Raw genomic sequence first — 15,911 nt, 5'->3', positions numbered from 1 at the left:
TTCAGCCCAAAGGATCGCTTTCATGATCGCCAATCTTCGCACGACGGCCTCGCCAGGCCGCAGGACCACCGGCGGGCGGGCCTGGCTCGCGGCCTCTTCCGCCCTCGCGGGCTCGCTGGCCCTTGCATTCGCCTCCGGCGCCTACGCCCTGCCGACCGACGGTGTCGTCGTGGCCGGCCAGGCGACCATCGCCGGCACGCCCGGCGGCCTGACCATCAACCAGTCGAGCCAGAACGCGGCGATCAACTGGCAGGGCTTTAGCATCGGGCAGGGCGAGTCCGTCCAGTTCGTGCAGCCCAGCGCCAGTTCGGTGGCGCTCAACCGCGTGCTGGGCTCCGACCCCTCCACCATCCTCGGCCGGCTCTCGGCCAACGGACAGGTGTTCCTGGTCAACCCCAACGGCGTGCTGTTCGGGGCCGGCTCGCAGGTGAACGTCGGCGGCCTCGTCGCCTCGACCGTGCAGATCAAGGACGCCGACTTCATGGCCGGCCAGTACCGGTTCTCCGGAGCGGGCCCGGGTTCGGTCGTCAACCAGGGCTCCATCGTCGCCGACGGCGGCTCGGTGGCGCTGCTGGGCGCCCACGTCAGCAATCAGGGCGTGATCTCGGCCCGGCTGGGCTCCGTGTCGCTGGCGGCGGGCGCCGCCATGACGCTCGACGTGGCCGGCGACGGCCTGCTCAACGTCACGGTCAACGAGGGCGCGCTGAACGCCCTGGCCGAGAACGGCGGCCTGATCAGCGCCGACGGCGGCCGCGTGCTGATGACCGCGCGCTCCGCCGGCGCGCTTCTGCGCACGGCGGTCAACAACACCGGGGTGATCGAGGCGCGCAGCCTCGGGAGCCGCAACGGCTCGATCAGCCTGATGGGAGACATGCAGAGCGGCGTGGCGAACGTCGGCGGCGCCCTCGACGCCAGCGCGCCGAACGGCGGCGACGGCGGGGCCATCGAGACCTCGGCGGCGACCGTCAACATCTCCGACACCGCAAAGATCACCACCGCGGCCCCCCTGGGGCGCACGGGTAGCTGGCTGATCGACCCGCAGGACTTCACCATCGCGGCCGGCGGCAACATCTCCGGAGCGACGCTGTCCGCGCTGCTGGTGACCAACAGCGTCACGATCAGCACGACCACCGGCGCCAACACAACGGTGGCCGGAACGCCGCCCGTGAGCGGTCTTCATACGGCCAGCCCCGGCAACGGCGACATCAACGTCAACGAGGCGGTCAGCTGGACCGCGACGCCGAGCACCACGACCCTGACCTTGAATGCGGATCGGGACGTGAACGTGAACAGGGCGATCACCGCCACGAACGGCAACGTCGTGGTCTGTTGCGGCCGCGACGCCAACGTGAATGCGGCCATCACCACCACCAACGGCAGCGTCCTGCTGAGCGCCGGACGAAATGTCTTCCTGAACGCGGGCGGCGGCCTGACGACGACCGACGGCAACATCACCATCTGCGCCGGCCTGGACCTCAACATCGCCTCCGCAGTCACCTTGACCCGCGGCAGCAGCATTCCGGCCCAGAGCCTCGGCCTGACGACCGGTATGGTGCTGATCGCCGGCTATGCCGGCACGGGACCTGGAGTCGCCGGCGGCACGGTGATCTTTGCGCCGCTGGCCCCGCCCGTCGTGGTCACGGGGCCGAACGCGCCGGTCACCATCAACTACAACCCGCCCTCGTACGCGACCCCGACCAACTATTCGGGTCACTTCACGCTGACGGGCGGGGCCTCGCTGACCCAGCACATGTTGGTGTTCCCGAACGGCAGCAAGGCCTTCGACGGCGGCACGTCGACGACCCTCACGTCCTTCAACAGCACCGCGGCCAGCGGCCTGCCGGCCGGCGTCACCCTGGTCTCCGGCGCCGGAAGCACGGCGGTGTTCGACAGCTCGGCGGTCGGGACGAACGTCGGGGTCACCTACAGCGGATATACCCTCGGGGGCGCCAATGCCGGCGCCTATGCGCTGGCGGTCGCCTGCTGCACCCCCACCTTCCGCACCACCGGGACCATAAGCGCGGCCACGCCGACGCCCACCCCGACGCCGACCCCCACCCCGACGCCGACGCCTACGCCCACGCCCACGCCTACGCCCACGCCGACACCGACGCCTACTCCGACACCGACTCCTACTCCGACACCGACTCCCACCCCAACGCCTACGCCAACCCCGACGCCCACGCCTACTCCGACCCCCACGCCGGTCGCGACGCCGGCGGTCTGGACGCCTTCAAGCCCCGAGTCCCTGCCGTTGGTAGTGGTGGCGCCCGCCGGCCTGACCCTCGCCGTCCTCGGCGGCGGCGTGAAGATGCCGGTCGTGCTGGTGGCCGAGCGGCAGCCGATCCCGGTGGTGGCGGAAGTTCAGCCGACCCCCGCGCCGACGCCTGCGCCCTACGTGGCCCCGGTCTACCCTCGCAAGCAGGACCGCAACTAGCCGTAGGCGGGGAACGGAGCTTCAGACATGCGTGAGAGCACGAGGGCGCTGATCCTCTGCCTTGGCCTGCTGTCGGCCGGCGTGGCCTCGGCGGCGGCCGCCGCCGCCCGGCCGCCCGGCCGCGCCGACCCCGGCCCCGCGCCGATGTCGAACGACGTGCGGCAGGTCGCGGGCTGGGTGAATGCCTCGGGCGACAGTCACGGACTGCCCTTCGTGCTCGTCGACAAGGTGGGCGCGAGGGTCTTCGTCTTCTATCCGGACGGGCGGCTTCGGGGCACATCGCCTGTGCTTCTCGGCGCGGCGCGCGGCGATGATTCCGTGCCCGGGATCGGCGATCGCAAGCTCTCGACCATCCGGCCGGAGGAGCGCACCACCCCGGCCGGCCGGTTCGTCGCCTCCATAGGGAACGACCTTGGCGAGAAGGACATCGTCTGGGTGGACTATGCGGCGGCGATCTCCCTGCACCGCGTGATCACCAGCAATTCCAAGGAGCGTCGGCTGCAGCGGCTGGCGACCCCGTCGACCCTGGACAACCGGATCTCCTACGGCTGCATCAATGTCCCGGCCAGGTTCTACGACACGGTGGTGCGGCCGGCTTTCACAGGCACGAACGGGATCGTCTACATCCTGCCGGAGATCCGCCCGATCCGGAGCGTATTTCCGGGCTATCGCGCCGACGCGCACGGCCGGACGGAGGTGACCTCCGCGGCGCCGGCGCAATGACGGAGCGGCCCGCGATGGAACTCATCTGCTATCTGCATCCGGGCTGGCGGCCACTGGTCCGCCCCGCGAGCGCGCAACGCAGTTGGATGGACGACACGCCGGAGTCCTTCGCCTACCGCTGCCTGCCGCTCAGCATCGCCAACGCCCACGGCTGGGAGGTGGCCACCCCGACCGCCCTGGAAGCCTGGTGGGATGGCGGGTCGGGCGTCGAGGCCGTGAAGATCCAGGTCGAAGGGCAGGCCGATCCGGTGACCGCGCCCGTGTCGATCTTCGGGCAGGGGGTGCTCACCTTCCACCTGGCGGGCCTGTTCCGCACGCCGCCGGGGTGGAACCTGTGGGTTGGCGGCCCGCCCAACCAGCCGAAGGATGGCCTCTTCGCCCTGTCGGGCCTGGTCGAGACGGACTGGTCGCCGTTCACCTTCACCATGAACTGGCGCTTCACGCGGCCGCACCATCGCGTGCGGTTCGAGGCCGACGAGCCGATCGCCTTCCTGTTTCCCGTGCAGCGCGCGGCGCTGGAATCCTTCCAGCCGCGGTTCGCCCCGCTCGATTCGGCGCCGGAACTGCAGGCGGCGTTCTACGGCTGGAGCCAGTCGCGGGAGGCGTTCCACGAGGAGATGGTCCGCAATCCGCCGCAGAAGCCGGCCGACAAATGGCAGAAGCACTACTATCGCGGGGTCGACGCCAGCGGCTGCAGCCATGTAGACGACCACCGCACCAAGGTGCGCGCCCAGCCGTTCGCGCCCGACGCCTCGGGGTGGACCGGCGCGCCTGCCGCGGTCGCGCCGGCCTGCCCGGTGAGGAACAGCGCGGATCCCGACTCCGCCGAGTGAAAGTGAGCACGGTGGCCGCGACCCTCTACGGAATCCGCAACTGCGACACGATGAAGAAGGCCTGGACCTGGCTCGACCAGCATGGCGTCGCCTACGCCTTCCATGACTACAAGACGCAGGGCATAGACCCTGCGCGCCTGGAACTCTGGGCCGGGCAGATCGGCTGGGAAACGCTGCTGAACCGCGCGGGGACGACGTTCCGCAAGCTGCCTGACGCCGACAAGGCGCGCCTCACCCAGGACAAGGCCATCGCCCTGATGCTGGCCCAGCCGTCGATGATCAAACGGCCGGTGCTGGAGGCCGATGGCGCCCTGGTCGTCGGCTTCAAGCCCGAGATCTACGCGGCGACGTTTCCCTAGCCGTCTCCCCAGGCCATCCGTCCCTGGGTCCACTCGCTGACCCATGTTACCTTGATCCGCAGTCGTTGGGGCGGCGGCCCGACCGCGCCTGCGCCCCGTGATGCGCGCGGAGACTGCGGCCGGCCCGCCTCAAAGCCGTGGCGTCTCGTCCCAAATCATGACGAAGAATTCATGGGCCCGACTGCATCTATCAGGCGGGCCGGGCGCCTCTTTGCTATCAGGAACGGGCTGAACCGTCCGCGCAACTTCGAGAGGAGAAGATTAAATGGAAATACTGATCCCCATCACCCTGTTCGCGATGATCGCAGCGATCGTCATCGCGCCGCGTTACTTCAAGAGCCTCGAACGCCAGAAGCTGCAGGACACCCTGCGCGCGGCGATCGAGAAGGGCCAACCGCTGCCGCCGGAAGTGGTCGCGGCCATGACCACCGACGTGAAGCCGGACCGCACCCTGCCGTCGTCGAGCCGCGACCTGCGGACCGGGATCATCTGGCTGGGAGTCGGCATCGGCATGGCGGCGCTCGGCGTGGCGCTGAGCTTCGACGAACCCGACGCCACCTATCCGCTGATCGGCATCGCCGCCTTCCCGGCCTTCATCGGCCTGGCGTTCATCGTAATTTCCTTCCTCAATCGAGACCGCAAGTAGACTGGGCTAGCCGGGGGAACAGCCCATGCCGGGCTCAAGAAACTTACGGTTCGCCAGCCTGCACGACGTGGAGCTCTGCGCCCACGCCGCGACGGGCGAACGGCGAGCCTTCGGCGAGCTGGTGCGTCGGCACGGCTCGACCGTCAGAGGGCTGCTGCGCCGGATGGGCGCGCAGGCTTCCGAAGCCGACGACGTGGCGCAGGACGCCTTCCTGGCCGCCTTCGAACGCATCGCCGAATTCCGCGGCGAGGGCACGTTCGCGGGCTGGGTGAAGCGGATCGCCGCCCGGCTCTATCTGCGCCGGCTGCAGCGGGAGCGCCGGTTGGGCGCATTCGCCTTCGAGGGCGCGGAGGACGAGGTCGAGGTCCGGACCGGCGACGCCGACGCGGCGATCGACCTGGACGAGGGGCTGAAATCGCTCGCGCCGGCCGAACGGCTTTGCGTATCGCTCTGCTTCGGCGCAGGGCTGTCCCACGCCGAGGCGGCCGAGGCCTTGAACCTGCCGCTTGGAACGGTCAAATCGCATGTCAAACGTGGTCTGGAAAAGCTCAGAACGCGACTGGCGCCGACCGACGGCGCTGCTCTGGAAGGGAGGCGCGGCAATGGCTGAGGTCGAATTCGAACGCCGCCTTGAACGCTTCTTCGCCGAGGGGCCTGAGTTGCCCGACGCCGACGGTTTCGCCGAGCGCGTGGAGCGCCGGCTCGATCGCGGCTGGAACACGCGCCGCTGGCTGATCGGCGCGGCCGGCGTGTGCGGCGGGGTCATCGGCGCCAGCCAGCTGATCGTGTCCAACGTCTACCAGCGGGTGGAATCGGCCGAGAGCTCGGTGCGCCTGCTTTCCACCGGGCTGAGCGAGATGAAGCCCCGGGCCGAATGGCTGTCGTCGCTGTCGGCCGGCGGCGGCGTGGTGTGGATCGCCGTCGGGCTGGCCGTGCTGATGATGGGCTTTGTGCTGACCCGCGTGATCGAGGAGATCTGAGCCTTGTCATCCCATCGCCAGGAGGCGGTCAGACGCCTCGCCGCGCCGGACGTCCGGGCCCGCAAGGGCAAAACGCCGGTGGTCTGCCTGACGGCCTACACCGCCCCCATGGCCGAGCTGCTGGACGAGCATTGCGACCTGCTGCTGGTCGGCGATTCCGTCGGCATGGTGGTCCACGGCCTGCCGAACACCGTCGGCGTGACCCTGGAGATGATGATTCTCCACGGCCAGGCGGTGATGCGCGGATCGAAGACCGCCATGGTGGTCATCGACATGCCGTTCGGGTCCTACGAGGGCTCCGCCGAGGTCGCCTACGCCAACGCCACGCGGCTGATGAAGGAAACCGGCGCCCAGGCGGTGAAGGTCGAGGCCGGCCCGACCATCGCCGAGACCATCGACTACATGGTCAAGCGCGGCATCCCGGTGATGGGCCATGTGGGCCTGCGCCCGCAGGCGGTGCTGGTGGACGGCGGCTTCAAGGCCAAGGGCAAGGCCGGCGACGAGCGGCGCCGAATCCTGGAGGACGCCAAGGCCACCGCCGAGGCGGGGGCCTTCGCCGTCGTGGTCGAAGGCGTGGCCGAGGGCCTGGCGCGGGAGATCACCGAGGCGATCCCGGTCCCGACCATCGGCATCGGCGCCTCGTCGGGTTGCGACGGGCAGATCCTGGTCACCGACGACATGCTGGGCCTGTTCGACTGGACCCCGAAGTTCGTCCGCCGCTACGCCGACCTGCGCGGCGAGATCGGCCGCGCGGTGGCGGCCTACGCCGAAGACGTCCGCGAGCGGCGCTTCCCGGGCCCCGCTGAAATCTATTTCGCCAAGGCGGTCTGAGCCTATCTGGCCCGCGGGAACCGGGAGCGTTGCGGCGCGGGTCGGCGCGCTATAGGTTCCCGGCCTCTGTCTGACGCCCCTACCGAAGAGTCCGGAGTCCCCATTCGTGGCCGATCTGTTTGAAGAGGTCGAGGAGCAGCTTCGCTCCGACCGATACCGGACGCTTGTGCTGAAGGCCCTGCCTTGGGTGCTGGCCGTGCTCGCCGCCGCGCTGATCGCGGCCCTGGCCTTCTGGGGCTGGGAGAAGTACCGCGAGCAGGCGGCCAACAAGGCCTCCGAACAGTATTCGACGGCGCTCGACGCCTTCGGCCAGGGCCGCGACGCCCAGGCCGTGCAGCTGTGGGGCGAGGTCGCGAAGTCGCCCGCCAAGGGCTACAAGACCCTGGCGCTGATGCAGCTCGGCGGGCTCAAGGTCCGCGACAACAAGCGCGACGAGGCCGTGAAGCTGTTCGACGAGGCCGCCGCGGCCGCGCCGGACGACATCCTCGGCGACGCCGCGCGCCTCAAATCCGCCTTCGCCTTGCTGGACACCGCCCCCTACAAGGACGTGGAGGCGCGCTTGACCCCGCTGATGAAGGACGGCCACCCCTATCGGGTCCAGGCCCGCGAGGCGCTGGCGTTCGCCAAGCTGATGGCCGGCAATACGGCGGGGGCGCGGACCGACTTCGTGATCATCGCCGGCATGCTGGATGCGCCTGAAGGCGCCCGGGCCCGCGCCTCGGCCGCCAAGGACCTGATCGATTCCGGCTCCGCCAAGGCGGTGCCTGCGGCCGCCAGGGCCGCCGCGGCCCTGCCGCCGTCCGTTCTCCTGGCGCCCGGGGCGATGCCGCCCGGTGCGGCGCCCGCGCAAGCCCAACCGCAAGCCCCCGGTCCTCAATGACGTCGCGCCGCAACAGTCTCCTTGCCGTCTTCCTGGTCGCCGCCGTCGGCGCGAGCGGCTGCTCGACGATCAGCCGGATCAATCCCTTCCACGGCAAGGCCGGACCGCAGGAGACCGCCAGCGAGGGGGAGCGCATCTCCATCGTCGCCGCGGACCAGAAGCTCGAGGTCGCCGATGCGTTGAAGGGCGTCGACTTCGCCCTGCCGACCCCGACTGTCGTCGCCGACTGGCCGCTGCCGGGCGGCACGCCGGAACAGTCCATCGAGCACGTCGACGCCGCGCCGAACCTGGCGATCGCCTGGCGCCGTGGCTTCGGCCAGGGCTCGAAGGCCGGCTATCAGCTGACTGCTCCGCCGGTCGCCGCCGGCGGCAAGATCTTCGTCATGGACGCCGATGACACGGTCTCGGCGCACGACGCCCAGAGCGGCGCGCAGATCTGGCGCACCAGCATCAAGCCCACCGACAACAAGCGCGACCGTGAAGGGTCCGGCGGCGGCGTGGCCTATGCCGACGGCAAGCTCTACGTCTCGTCGGGCTACCGCGAAGTCGTGCAGCTCGACGCCGCCACCGGCGCCATGGGCTGGCGCACCCGCACCGAGCAACCGATGCACGCCGCGCCCAACGTCTCCGGCGGTCGGGTGCTGGTGGTGTCGCTCGACAACACCCTGTTGACCTTCGACGCCGCGACCGGCGCGCCGGGCTGGACCTACCAGGCGCTGTCGGAATCGGCGCGCATCCTGGCGGCTTCGAGCCCCGCGGTGCAGGGCGACACCGTGGTCGCCTCCTTCGGCTCCGGCGAACTGGTGGCGCTGCGCTCCTCCAACGGCAACGACCTGTGGAACGAGGCCCTGTCGCGGGCCAGCCGCACCAGCGCGCTGTCGGAGATCCGCGACATTCCCGGCCGCCCGGTGATCTACCAGGGCGACGTCTATGCGGTGAGCCACTCCGGCGTGTTCGCCGCCACCGACCTGCGCACCGGCCAGGCGCGCTGGAGCTTGCCGGTGGTGGGCATCACCACGCCTTGGCCGGCCGGCGACGTGGTCTACGTGGTCTCCAAGGCCGGCGAGGTGATCTGCGCCGCCCGCGAGAGCGGCCAGGTCTACTGGATCCGCGACCTCAACGCGGGCTTCAAGCCGAAGCGCGTGGGCGGCTTCCTGAAGATCGGCAGCCACAAGACGCTGCGGCCGATCTGGTCGAGCCCGCTCCTGGCCAACAACCGGCTGCTGATCGCCGGCTCCTCCGGCGAACTCGTCTCGGTCAACGCCAAGACCGGCGAGATCGAGAAGCGCGTCGAACTCGGCGGCCCGGCCGTCATCGGACCGATCGCCGTGGGCAACACCGTCTATGTGGTGACCGACGCCGCGCAACTCATCGCGCTGCGCTGAGCCGCGGGATAGGCTGACCGACCATGGCGTTGAAGCTTGCGATCGTCGGCCGTCCCAATGTCGGCAAGTCCACCTTGTTCAACCGGCTGGCGGGGCAGAAGCTCGCCATCGTCGATGACCAGCCGGGCGTCACCCGCGACCGCCGCTTCGGCGTCGGACGGCTGGGCGACCTCGACCTGGAGCTGATCGACACCGCCGGCTTCGAGGACGTCACCGACGAGAGCCTGGAATCGCGCATGCGCGCCCAGACCGAGCTCGCCATCGACGAGGCCGACGTCTCGCTGTTCGTCATCGACGCGCGCGACGGCGTCACCCCCCTCGACGAGGTGTTCGCCGAGATCCTCCGCAAGCGCGACAAGCCGGTGGTGCTGGCGGCCAACAAGGCCGAGGGCAGGGCGGGCGACAACGGTATCCTGGAGGCCTATGGCCTCGGCCTCGGCGAGCCGGTGCCGATCTCCGCCGAGCACGGCGAGGGGATGGCCGACCTCTACGCCGCCCTGACCGCGGTCGGCGCCGACACCGACGCGGAGTCCGACGACGACGGCGAAAAACACGTGCGGATCGCCATCGTCGGGCGGCCGAACGCCGGCAAGTCGACGCTGGTGAACCGGCTGATCGGCGAGGACCGCCTGCTGACCGGGCCCGAGGCCGGCATCACCCGCGACGCCATCCCGGTCGACTGGGAATGGGGCGGCCGCCCGGTGCGGCTGGTGGACACCGCCGGCCTGCGCCGCAAGGCCAAGGTCCAGGAGAAGCTGGAGAAGCTCTCCACCCACGACAGCATCCGGGCGATCACCTTCGCCGAGATCGTCATCCTGGTGATGGACGCCACCCATCCGTTCGAGATCCAGGACCTGCAGATCGCCGACCTGGTCGAGCGCGAAGGCCGCGGCCTGGTCTTCGTGCTGGCCAAGTGGGACCTCGTCGAGGATCCGCAGGCCAAGCTCGCCGAGCTGATCGAGGAGGCGCAGCGGCAATTGCCGCAGGTGCGCGGCGCGCCGATCATCGCGCTGTCGGCCGAGACCGGGCGTGGCCTCGACAAGCTGATGCCCGCCGTCTTCAAGGTCCATTCCGACTGGTCGACCAAGGTGAAGACCCGCGACCTCAACGACTGGCTGCACATGGCCATCGAGCGCCACCCGCCGCCGGCCGTGGGCGGGCGCCGGGTGCGGCCCAAGTACATGGCCCAGACCAAGGCGCGGCCGCCGACCTTCGTGCTGTTCGCCACCCGCGCCGACCAGCTGCCGGAGAGCTATCGCCGCTACCTGATCAACTCGATCCGCGAGAGCTTCGACCTGCCGGGCGTGCCGATCCGGGTGACGGTGAAGTCGAACAAGAACCCCTACGCCGAGGGCGAGGAGAAGAGCGGCTCGGCCGGTCCGACCCGTTCGGCGCCGGGCGCGAAGACCGGGCTGGTGGCCAAGCGGCGGATCGCTGCGGCGGAGAAGTCGAAGGCCGGCGCGGTGGGCAAGCCCAAGCTGCACGGCAAGGCCAAGCCGCAGGGCGCCAAGGCCAAGCCGGGCAATCCCCGCGGCCGCGCGGCCAAGCTCCTGCGTCCCGGCGTCAAGCCGAAGCGAGCGTCCCGCCCGACTTCCACGCGTCGAAGCCCACGGTGAGCGTGGGCAGGCCGAGATCGGCCTGCGCCAGCTCGACTACCAGCGGCCCGATCTCCGCCGGCTCCGGCAGGGTCAGCGGGTCCTCGCCGGGCATGGCCTCGGCGCGCAGCTTGGTGCGCATCGCGCCCGGATCCAGCAACACGGCGCGGACCGGGGTCTGCTCCAGCTCGTCGGCCCAGGCCCGGACGATCGCCTCCAGCCCCGCCTGGGTCGTCCCGTAGAGGCCCCAGAAGGCCTTCGGCTGCGTGGCGCGCTCCGAGGTGAGGAAGATGGCCCGCCCCGCCGTCGAGGCGCGCAGCAGCGGCTCCGTCGTGCGGATCAGCCGGTAGGCGGCGGTCAGGTTCACGGCCATCACCCGGTCCCAGTGCTTGGGCTCGATGTGCGAGACCGGCGTCATGGGTCCGAGGACCCCGGCGGCGTGGACCAGGACGTCCAGGCGGCCGAACCGCTGGTGGATCGCGAATCCGAGCTGATCGACCGCATCGCCGTCGGCGACGTCGAGGGGCACGAGCGTCGCCGGCTGGCCAGTGGCGGCGCGGATCTCGTCGTCCAGCTCCACCAGTCCGCCCTGCGTGCGCGCGACGGCGACGACGTGGGCGCCGGCGTTCGCGAGGGCCAGGGCGGCGGCGCGGCCGATGCCGCGGCTGGCGCCGGTGACGAGGGCGATCTTGTCCGCGAGCGGGCGGGGCGAGGAGGAGGTGTCCGACATGCGCCGCTCTCTAGACGGTCTCGTCGCCCAAGTCAGGTCGCTTCGCATAGGCCTGGGCGATCGCCGCGCAGGCCATCAGCTGGATCTGGTGGAACAGCATCAGCGGCAGCAGCGCCAGCCCCGCGGCGGCGTGCGGGAACAGCACGCCGGCCATCGGAACGCCGGCCGCCAGGCTCTTCTTGGAGCCGCAGAACAGGATGGCGATCTGGTCCGGGGTGTTGAAGCCCATGGCTCGCGCTATGGCGAGGGTGGCCGCCAGCGCCGCCGCCAGCAGGACGGCGCAGAGGATGAGCAGCCGGATCAGGTCGAGCGCGCTGACGCGCGACCAGACGCCGGCGATCACCGCCCCGGAGAAGGCGGTGTAGACCACCAGCAGGATCGAGCCGCGGTCGATCATCGACAGCGTCCTGGCGTTGCGGGTGATCCACGGTCCTATCCAGCGCCGCAGGAGCTGGCCGCCCAGGAAGGGGACCAGGAGTTGCAGGACGATGGACTCCGCCGCGCTCGCCGACATCGCGCCCTGGGCGTGCAGCAGCAGGCCCACCAGCACCGGCGTCAGCACGATGCCCAGCAGGTTGGAGGCCGACGCCGCGGCTACGGCGGCCGCGACGTTGCCGCGGGCGACGACGGTGAAGCTGATCGACGACTGGATGGTCGACGGCAGGCAGCCCAGGAAGACGATCCCGCCCGCAAGCTCCCTGGGCGTGATCCAGCCGGGCAGGGCGGCCACGGCCAGGCAGAGCACGGGGAACAGCACGAAGGTGGCGGCCAACACCACCAGATGCAGCCGCCAGTGGGTCAGGCCGCGGATCACCGCCTCCCGCGACAGCCGCGCCCCATGCAGGAAGAACACCAGGCCGATGGCGACCTTGGTCGCCCAGTCGAACGCCGGGCCGGCGGCTCCACGCGCAGGCGCCAGCGACGCCGCCGCCACCATCGAGATGATGAGGACGAGGTACCAGTCCGGGCGCAGGCGAGCGAACAGGCTCAGGCGGGCGGCCGGGCTAACTGCGCTCACGCGTCGACGAGGAAGGAAAGCTGGCGGTCGACCGCTTCGTTGCGGCCCTCGGCGATCTCGCGGTCCAGCAGGCGGGTGGGGTAGTCGCCGGTGAAGTAGTGGTCGGTGAACTGCGGATTGGCCTCGTCGCGCGGGCCCACGCCCATCGCCCAGTAGAGCCCCTCCACCGACAGGTAGCCCATGGAGTCCACGTTGAGGATCTTGGCGATCTCCTCGACGGAATGGTTGGCCGCCAGCAGCTTGTCGCGGTCCGGCATGTCGATGCCGTAGTAATCCGGCCACTGGATCGGCGGCGAGGCCGAGCGCAGGTGGACCTCGGCGGCGCCGGCTTCGCGCACCATGCGCACCACGCGCACCGAGTTGGTGCCGCGGACGATGGAGTCGTCGATCAGCATGACCTTCTTGCCGGCCAGCACGGCGCGGTTCGGCGCGAGCTTCATGCGCACGCCCAGTTCCCGTGCGCCCTGGGTCGGCTGGATGAAGGTGCGGCCCACGTAGTGGTTGCGGATGATGCCCATCTCGAAGGGCGCGCCGGCTTCCTGGGCGAAGCCGAGGGCGGCGGGGACGCCGCTGTCGGGCACCGGCACGACCACGTCGATGTCGGCGGGCGCCTCCTGGGCCAGGCGGCGGCCCATGCGCTTGCGCACGTCATAGACCGAGCGGCCGTTCACCACCGAGTCCGGGCGGGCGAAGTAGACGTATTCGAAGATGCACGGCCGCGCCTGCTTGGCCGGGAAGGGCCGCAGGCTCTCGATGCCGTGGCGGTCGATGATCACCATCTCGCCGTGCTCGATGTCGCGCACGAAGCGGGCGCCGATCATGTCGAGCGCGCAGGTCTCGGAGGCCAGCACGGCCTTGCCGTCCAGGTCGCCCAGCACCAGCGGACGGATGCCCAGCGGGTCGCGGACGCCGATCAGCTTCTTGTTGGTCAGCGCCACCAGGGCGTAGCCGCCCTCGATCCGCGACAGCGCCTCGGTGAACCGGTCCACGAAGCGCGATTTCCGCGACCGCGCGATCAGGTGGAGGATCACCTCGGAATCGGAGGTCGACTGGAAGATCACCCCGTCGGAGACCAGCTGCTCGCGCAGGGTCAGGAAGTTGGTCAGGTTGCCGTTGTGGGCCAGCGCCACGCCGCCGGCTTCCATGTCGGCGAACATCGGCTGGACGTTGCGGATGAACGAGCCGCCGGCGGTGGAATAGCGGGTGTGGCCGATGGCGAACCGGCCGGGCATGCGCTCGGCCAGACCACCGCCGCCGAAGGCGTCGCCCACGTGACCCATGTGGCGCTCGGTGTGGAACCGCTGGCCGTCGAAGGAGGCGATGCCGCAGGCCTCCTGGCCGCGGTGCTGCAGGGCGTGCAGGCCGAGCGCGGTCATCGCCGCCGCGTCGTCGATGTCGAAGACCCCGAACACCCCGCATTCAAGGCGCGGGGTATCGTCGTCCGGGTCGCGCATGGGCGGCGACCATCGGTCCAGAGCCTGGGTCATCGGGATTTCTCCACCAGATCGTCGATGTCGCCGCGTTGGCGCGCGTCGTAGCCGTCCGTCGCACGTCTGTCACCTGAGCTGTCCCTCACCGCGCGGTCGAAAGCGGGTTTCAGGCGTCCGGCGATGTCGAGCCCCTTGGGCGCGAGCGCCTGCAGCATGTGCCCCATGTTCTGCGCCAGCGGCCAGGTTCGGGCGTGCAGGATCCAGCGCGGCTGCAGGTCCGGCGGGGTGGCGGCGTTGAACATCAGGTTTAGGGCGCCCAGTACGACGAGGCCCCGGACCAGCCCGATGAGCAATCCCACCGTGCGGTCCAGCGCGCCCAGCACATCGGTCTGCTGGATGCGCCGCGCAACCCCTGCGCCGATCAACCGCAGGAGCAGGTAGGTGACGCCGAACACCACCACCAACGCCGCGATCGTGCCCAGCCAGTCCGGATGCATGAACCGGCGCGCGATCGGCGCGCTGAACGGCAGGCCGAAGATCGCCAGGGCGGCCGCGACCACCAGGGCCAGCATGGCGGCGATCTCACGCGCCGCGCCGCGCCCGAACCCCACGGCCGCGGAGATCAGCAACAGCGCCAGGACGATGAAATCGAATTGCGTCACGTGTTCTAGTCCCATGCGCCGTCGCCGATGCGGGCGATAGCGTCTGCGAGCCGTCCCGCGCCGGTGACTTTCATCGGCGGCGCGCTCTCCACGTCGGCAGGGCCCAGCGCCCGGCGGAACCCCAGCTTGGCGGCTTCCTTGAGGCGCGAGTCCATGCGGCTCACCGGCCGGACCTCGCCAGAAAGGCTGATCTCGCCGAACACCACGCAGTCCTGCGGCAGGGCCTGGTCGAGCGCGGAGGAGGCCAGAGCGGCCGCCGCCGCCAGGTCGGCTGCCGGTTCCGAGATGCGAAGTCCGCCGGCGACGTTCAGATAAACGTCGCGATCGCCGAAACCAAGGCCGCAACGCGCCTCCAATACGGCGAGCACCATGGCCAGGCGCCCGGAATCCCAGCCGACCACCGCGCGCCGCGGCGTTCCGTAGGCGGAGGGCGCCACCAGGGCCTGAAACTCCACCAGCACCGGGCGCGAGCCCTCGATGCCGGCGAACACCGCCGCGCCGGCCGCCCGCTCGCCGGAGGTGTTGAGGAACAGGGCCGAGGGGTTCTTCACCTCCGCGAGGCCTGAATCGGCCATCTCGAAGACCCCGATCTCGTCCGTCGCCCCGAACCGGTTCTTGGCGCCGCGCAGGATGCGGAACGGGTAGCCGCGCTCGCCTTCGAAGGCGAACACCGCGTCGACCATGTGCTCGATGACCCGCGGCCCGGCGATCGCGCCCTCCTTGGTCACGTGGCCCACCAGGATCACCGCCAGGCCGCGCTTCTTGGCCAGCCGCACCAGTTCGCCGGTGGCGGCGCGGACCTGGGTGACCGAGCCCGGGCCCGCCTCGTGGGCGTCGCTCCACAGCGTCTGGATGGAGTCGATCACCACTAGGTCGAAGGCTTCGCGCTTCAGGCTGTCGAGGATGTCCCGCAGCGAGGTCTCCGCGGCGAGCTTCACCGGGGCGTCGGCCAGGGCCATCCGCTGGGCGCGCGAGCGGACCTGTTCGACCGCCTCCTCGCCGGAGATGTAGGCGCAGGCCGCCCCGCGTCGGGCGGCGAAGGCCGCCACCTGGAGCAGCAGGGTGGACTTGCCGACCCCCGGGTCGCCGCCCAGCAGGATGGCCGAGCCGGGGACCACGCCGCCGCCGCAGACCCGGTCGAACTCCTCGACCCCGGTGACGATCCGCGGCGGGGCGGGGGTCTCGTCCTCCAGGCCCTCGTAGGCCAGGCCGCGGGTGCGCGAGGCCTTGCTGGGGGCCAGTGCGCCCGGCGGACGGCTCTGCACCTCCTCGACCAGGGCGTTCCACGCGCCGCAGGCCGGGCACTGCCCCGCCCACTTGGTCTGGACCGTGCCGCAGGACTGGCAGGCGTAGACGGCGCCGTCGCGGGCCATGGGCGCTCCTGATTCGGGTTGGAGGCCAG

16 protein-coding genes are annotated in these 15,911 nt (G+C 70.6%); 11 read left to right on the top strand and 5 right to left on the bottom strand.

Annotation, left to right across the window (positions count from 1 at the left end):
* Nucleotides 1–22: 22 nt before the first annotated feature.
* From DJ021_RS16540 to der, 11 genes are all read left to right on the top strand, one after another.
* Nucleotides 23–2,437 carry a two-partner secretion domain-containing protein gene (locus DJ021_RS16540; RefSeq protein ID WP_111458585.1) on the top strand — a complete coding sequence of 805 codons (2,415 nt, stop codon included), beginning with the start codon at nt 23–25 and terminating at the stop codon, nt 2,435–2,437.
* A 27-nt stretch (nt 2,438–2,464) separates the two neighbouring features.
* Complete coding sequence (locus DJ021_RS16535) at nt 2,465–3,160, top strand: L,D-transpeptidase (RefSeq protein WP_207801865.1); 696 nt, start codon at nt 2,465–2,467, stop codon at nt 3,158–3,160.
* Between the two features lie 14 nt (nt 3,161–3,174).
* On the top strand, nt 3,175–3,993 hold the full coding sequence (locus DJ021_RS16530) for a DUF6065 family protein (RefSeq protein ID WP_207801864.1): 819 nt from the start codon (nt 3,175–3,177) through the stop codon (nt 3,991–3,993).
* A gap of 11 nt (nt 3,994–4,004) precedes the next feature.
* On the top strand, nt 4,005–4,352 hold the full coding sequence (locus DJ021_RS16525; protein ID WP_111459152.1) for an ArsC family reductase: 348 nt from the start codon (nt 4,005–4,007) through the stop codon (nt 4,350–4,352).
* Between the two features lie 265 nt (nt 4,353–4,617).
* Nucleotides 4,618–4,998, top strand: a complete 381-nt coding sequence (locus DJ021_RS16520) for a DUF6249 domain-containing protein (protein WP_111458584.1) — start codon at nt 4,618–4,620, stop codon at nt 4,996–4,998.
* Between the two features lie 25 nt (nt 4,999–5,023).
* Nucleotides 5,024–5,608, top strand: coding sequence for an RNA polymerase sigma factor (locus DJ021_RS16515; protein WP_111458583.1), 585 nt, complete (start codon nt 5,024–5,026; stop codon nt 5,606–5,608).
* Nucleotides 5,601–5,978 carry a hypothetical protein gene (locus DJ021_RS16510; protein WP_111458582.1) on the top strand — a complete coding sequence of 126 codons (378 nt, stop codon included), beginning with the start codon at nt 5,601–5,603 and terminating at the stop codon, nt 5,976–5,978. Before DJ021_RS16515 ends, DJ021_RS16510 begins: the two co-directional genes overlap by 8 nt.
* 3 nt (nt 5,979–5,981) lie before the next feature.
* Nucleotides 5,982–6,809, top strand: coding sequence for a 3-methyl-2-oxobutanoate hydroxymethyltransferase (gene panB / locus DJ021_RS16505; protein WP_111458581.1), 828 nt, complete (start codon nt 5,982–5,984; stop codon nt 6,807–6,809).
* 106 nt (nt 6,810–6,915) lie between these two features.
* Nucleotides 6,916–7,689, top strand: a complete 774-nt coding sequence (locus tag DJ021_RS16500; protein WP_111458580.1) for a tetratricopeptide repeat protein — start codon at nt 6,916–6,918, stop codon at nt 7,687–7,689.
* The gene (locus tag DJ021_RS16495; protein WP_111458579.1) at nt 7,686–9,074 is read left to right on the top strand and encodes a PQQ-like beta-propeller repeat protein; all 1,389 of its coding nucleotides are present in this window, start codon (nt 7,686–7,688) and stop codon (nt 9,072–9,074) included. Before DJ021_RS16500 ends, DJ021_RS16495 begins: the two co-directional genes overlap by 4 nt.
* Nucleotides 9,075–9,097: 23 nt before the next feature.
* A complete protein-coding gene (gene der / locus DJ021_RS16490; RefSeq protein WP_111458578.1) occupies nt 9,098–10,690 on the top strand; it encodes a ribosome biogenesis GTPase Der in 1,593 nt (530 codons plus the stop codon).
* On the opposite strand, the gene DJ021_RS16485 is transcribed toward der, so the two are convergent.
* The 5 genes from DJ021_RS16485 to radA are packed head-to-tail and all read right to left on the bottom strand — an operon-like array spanning nt 10,638 to nt 15,882.
* Entirely contained in the window at nt 10,638–11,399 is a 762-nt protein-coding gene (locus tag DJ021_RS16485) for an SDR family NAD(P)-dependent oxidoreductase (protein WP_111458577.1), read from the bottom strand. The two genes, der and DJ021_RS16485, sit on opposite strands and share 53 nt — an antisense overlap.
* Before the next feature lie 10 nt (nt 11,400–11,409).
* Entirely contained in the window at nt 11,410–12,417 is a 1,008-nt protein-coding gene (locus tag DJ021_RS16480; protein WP_279386497.1) for a bile acid:sodium symporter family protein, read from the bottom strand.
* Nucleotides 12,414–13,904: an amidophosphoribosyltransferase gene (purF, locus tag DJ021_RS16475; protein ID WP_111458576.1), complete on the bottom strand. Its 1,491-nt coding sequence runs from the start codon at nt 13,902–13,904 to the stop codon at nt 12,414–12,416. The genes DJ021_RS16480 and purF overlap by 4 nt, the downstream gene beginning before the upstream one ends.
* Nucleotides 13,901–14,524 carry a CvpA family protein gene (locus DJ021_RS16470; RefSeq protein WP_243626061.1) on the bottom strand — a complete coding sequence of 208 codons (624 nt, stop codon included), beginning with the start codon at nt 14,522–14,524 and terminating at the stop codon, nt 13,901–13,903. Before DJ021_RS16470 ends, purF begins: the two co-directional genes overlap by 4 nt.
* Entirely contained in the window at nt 14,515–15,882 is a 1,368-nt protein-coding gene (gene radA, locus DJ021_RS16465) for a DNA repair protein RadA (RefSeq protein WP_111458574.1), read from the bottom strand. Before radA ends, DJ021_RS16470 begins: the two co-directional genes overlap by 10 nt.
* Between the last annotated feature and the right edge of the window lie 29 nt (nt 15,883–15,911).

This window comes from Phenylobacterium hankyongense, from assembly GCF_003254505.1.
GTDB lineage: Bacteria > Pseudomonadota > Alphaproteobacteria > Caulobacterales > Caulobacteraceae > Phenylobacterium > Phenylobacterium hankyongense.
The sequence above is the reverse complement of the archived record's forward strand: the minus strand, read 5'-3'. Positions and strand labels throughout refer to the sequence as shown.

Coding starts and splice junctions, on each gene's coding strand:
- DJ021_RS16540 (WP_111458585.1), top strand. CDS start 23: ATGATCGCCAATCTTCGCACGACGGCCTCGCCAGGCCGCAGGACCACC.
- DJ021_RS16535 (WP_207801865.1), top strand. CDS start 2,465: ATGCGTGAGAGCACGAGGGCGCTGATCCTCTGCCTTGGCCTGCTGTCG.
- DJ021_RS16530 (WP_207801864.1), top strand. CDS start 3,175: ATGGAACTCATCTGCTATCTGCATCCGGGCTGGCGGCCACTGGTCCGC.
- DJ021_RS16520 (WP_111458584.1), top strand. CDS start 4,618: ATGGAAATACTGATCCCCATCACCCTGTTCGCGATGATCGCAGCGATC.
- DJ021_RS16515 (WP_111458583.1), top strand. CDS start 5,024: ATGCCGGGCTCAAGAAACTTACGGTTCGCCAGCCTGCACGACGTGGAG.
- DJ021_RS16510 (WP_111458582.1), top strand. CDS start 5,601: ATGGCTGAGGTCGAATTCGAACGCCGCCTTGAACGCTTCTTCGCCGAG.
- DJ021_RS16495 (WP_111458579.1), top strand. CDS start 7,686: ATGACGTCGCGCCGCAACAGTCTCCTTGCCGTCTTCCTGGTCGCCGCC.
- der (WP_111458578.1), top strand. CDS start 9,098: ATGGCGTTGAAGCTTGCGATCGTCGGCCGTCCCAATGTCGGCAAGTCC.
- DJ021_RS16485 (WP_111458577.1), bottom strand. CDS start 11,399: ATGTCGGACACCTCCTCCTCGCCCCGCCCGCTCGCGGACAAGATCGCC.
- purF (WP_111458576.1), bottom strand. CDS start 13,904: ATGACCCAGGCTCTGGACCGATGGTCGCCGCCCATGCGCGACCCGGAC.
- DJ021_RS16470 (WP_243626061.1), bottom strand. CDS start 14,524: ATGGGACTAGAACACGTGACGCAATTCGATTTCATCGTCCTGGCGCTG.
- radA (WP_111458574.1), bottom strand. CDS start 15,882: ATGGCCCGCGACGGCGCCGTCTACGCCTGCCAGTCCTGCGGCACGGTC.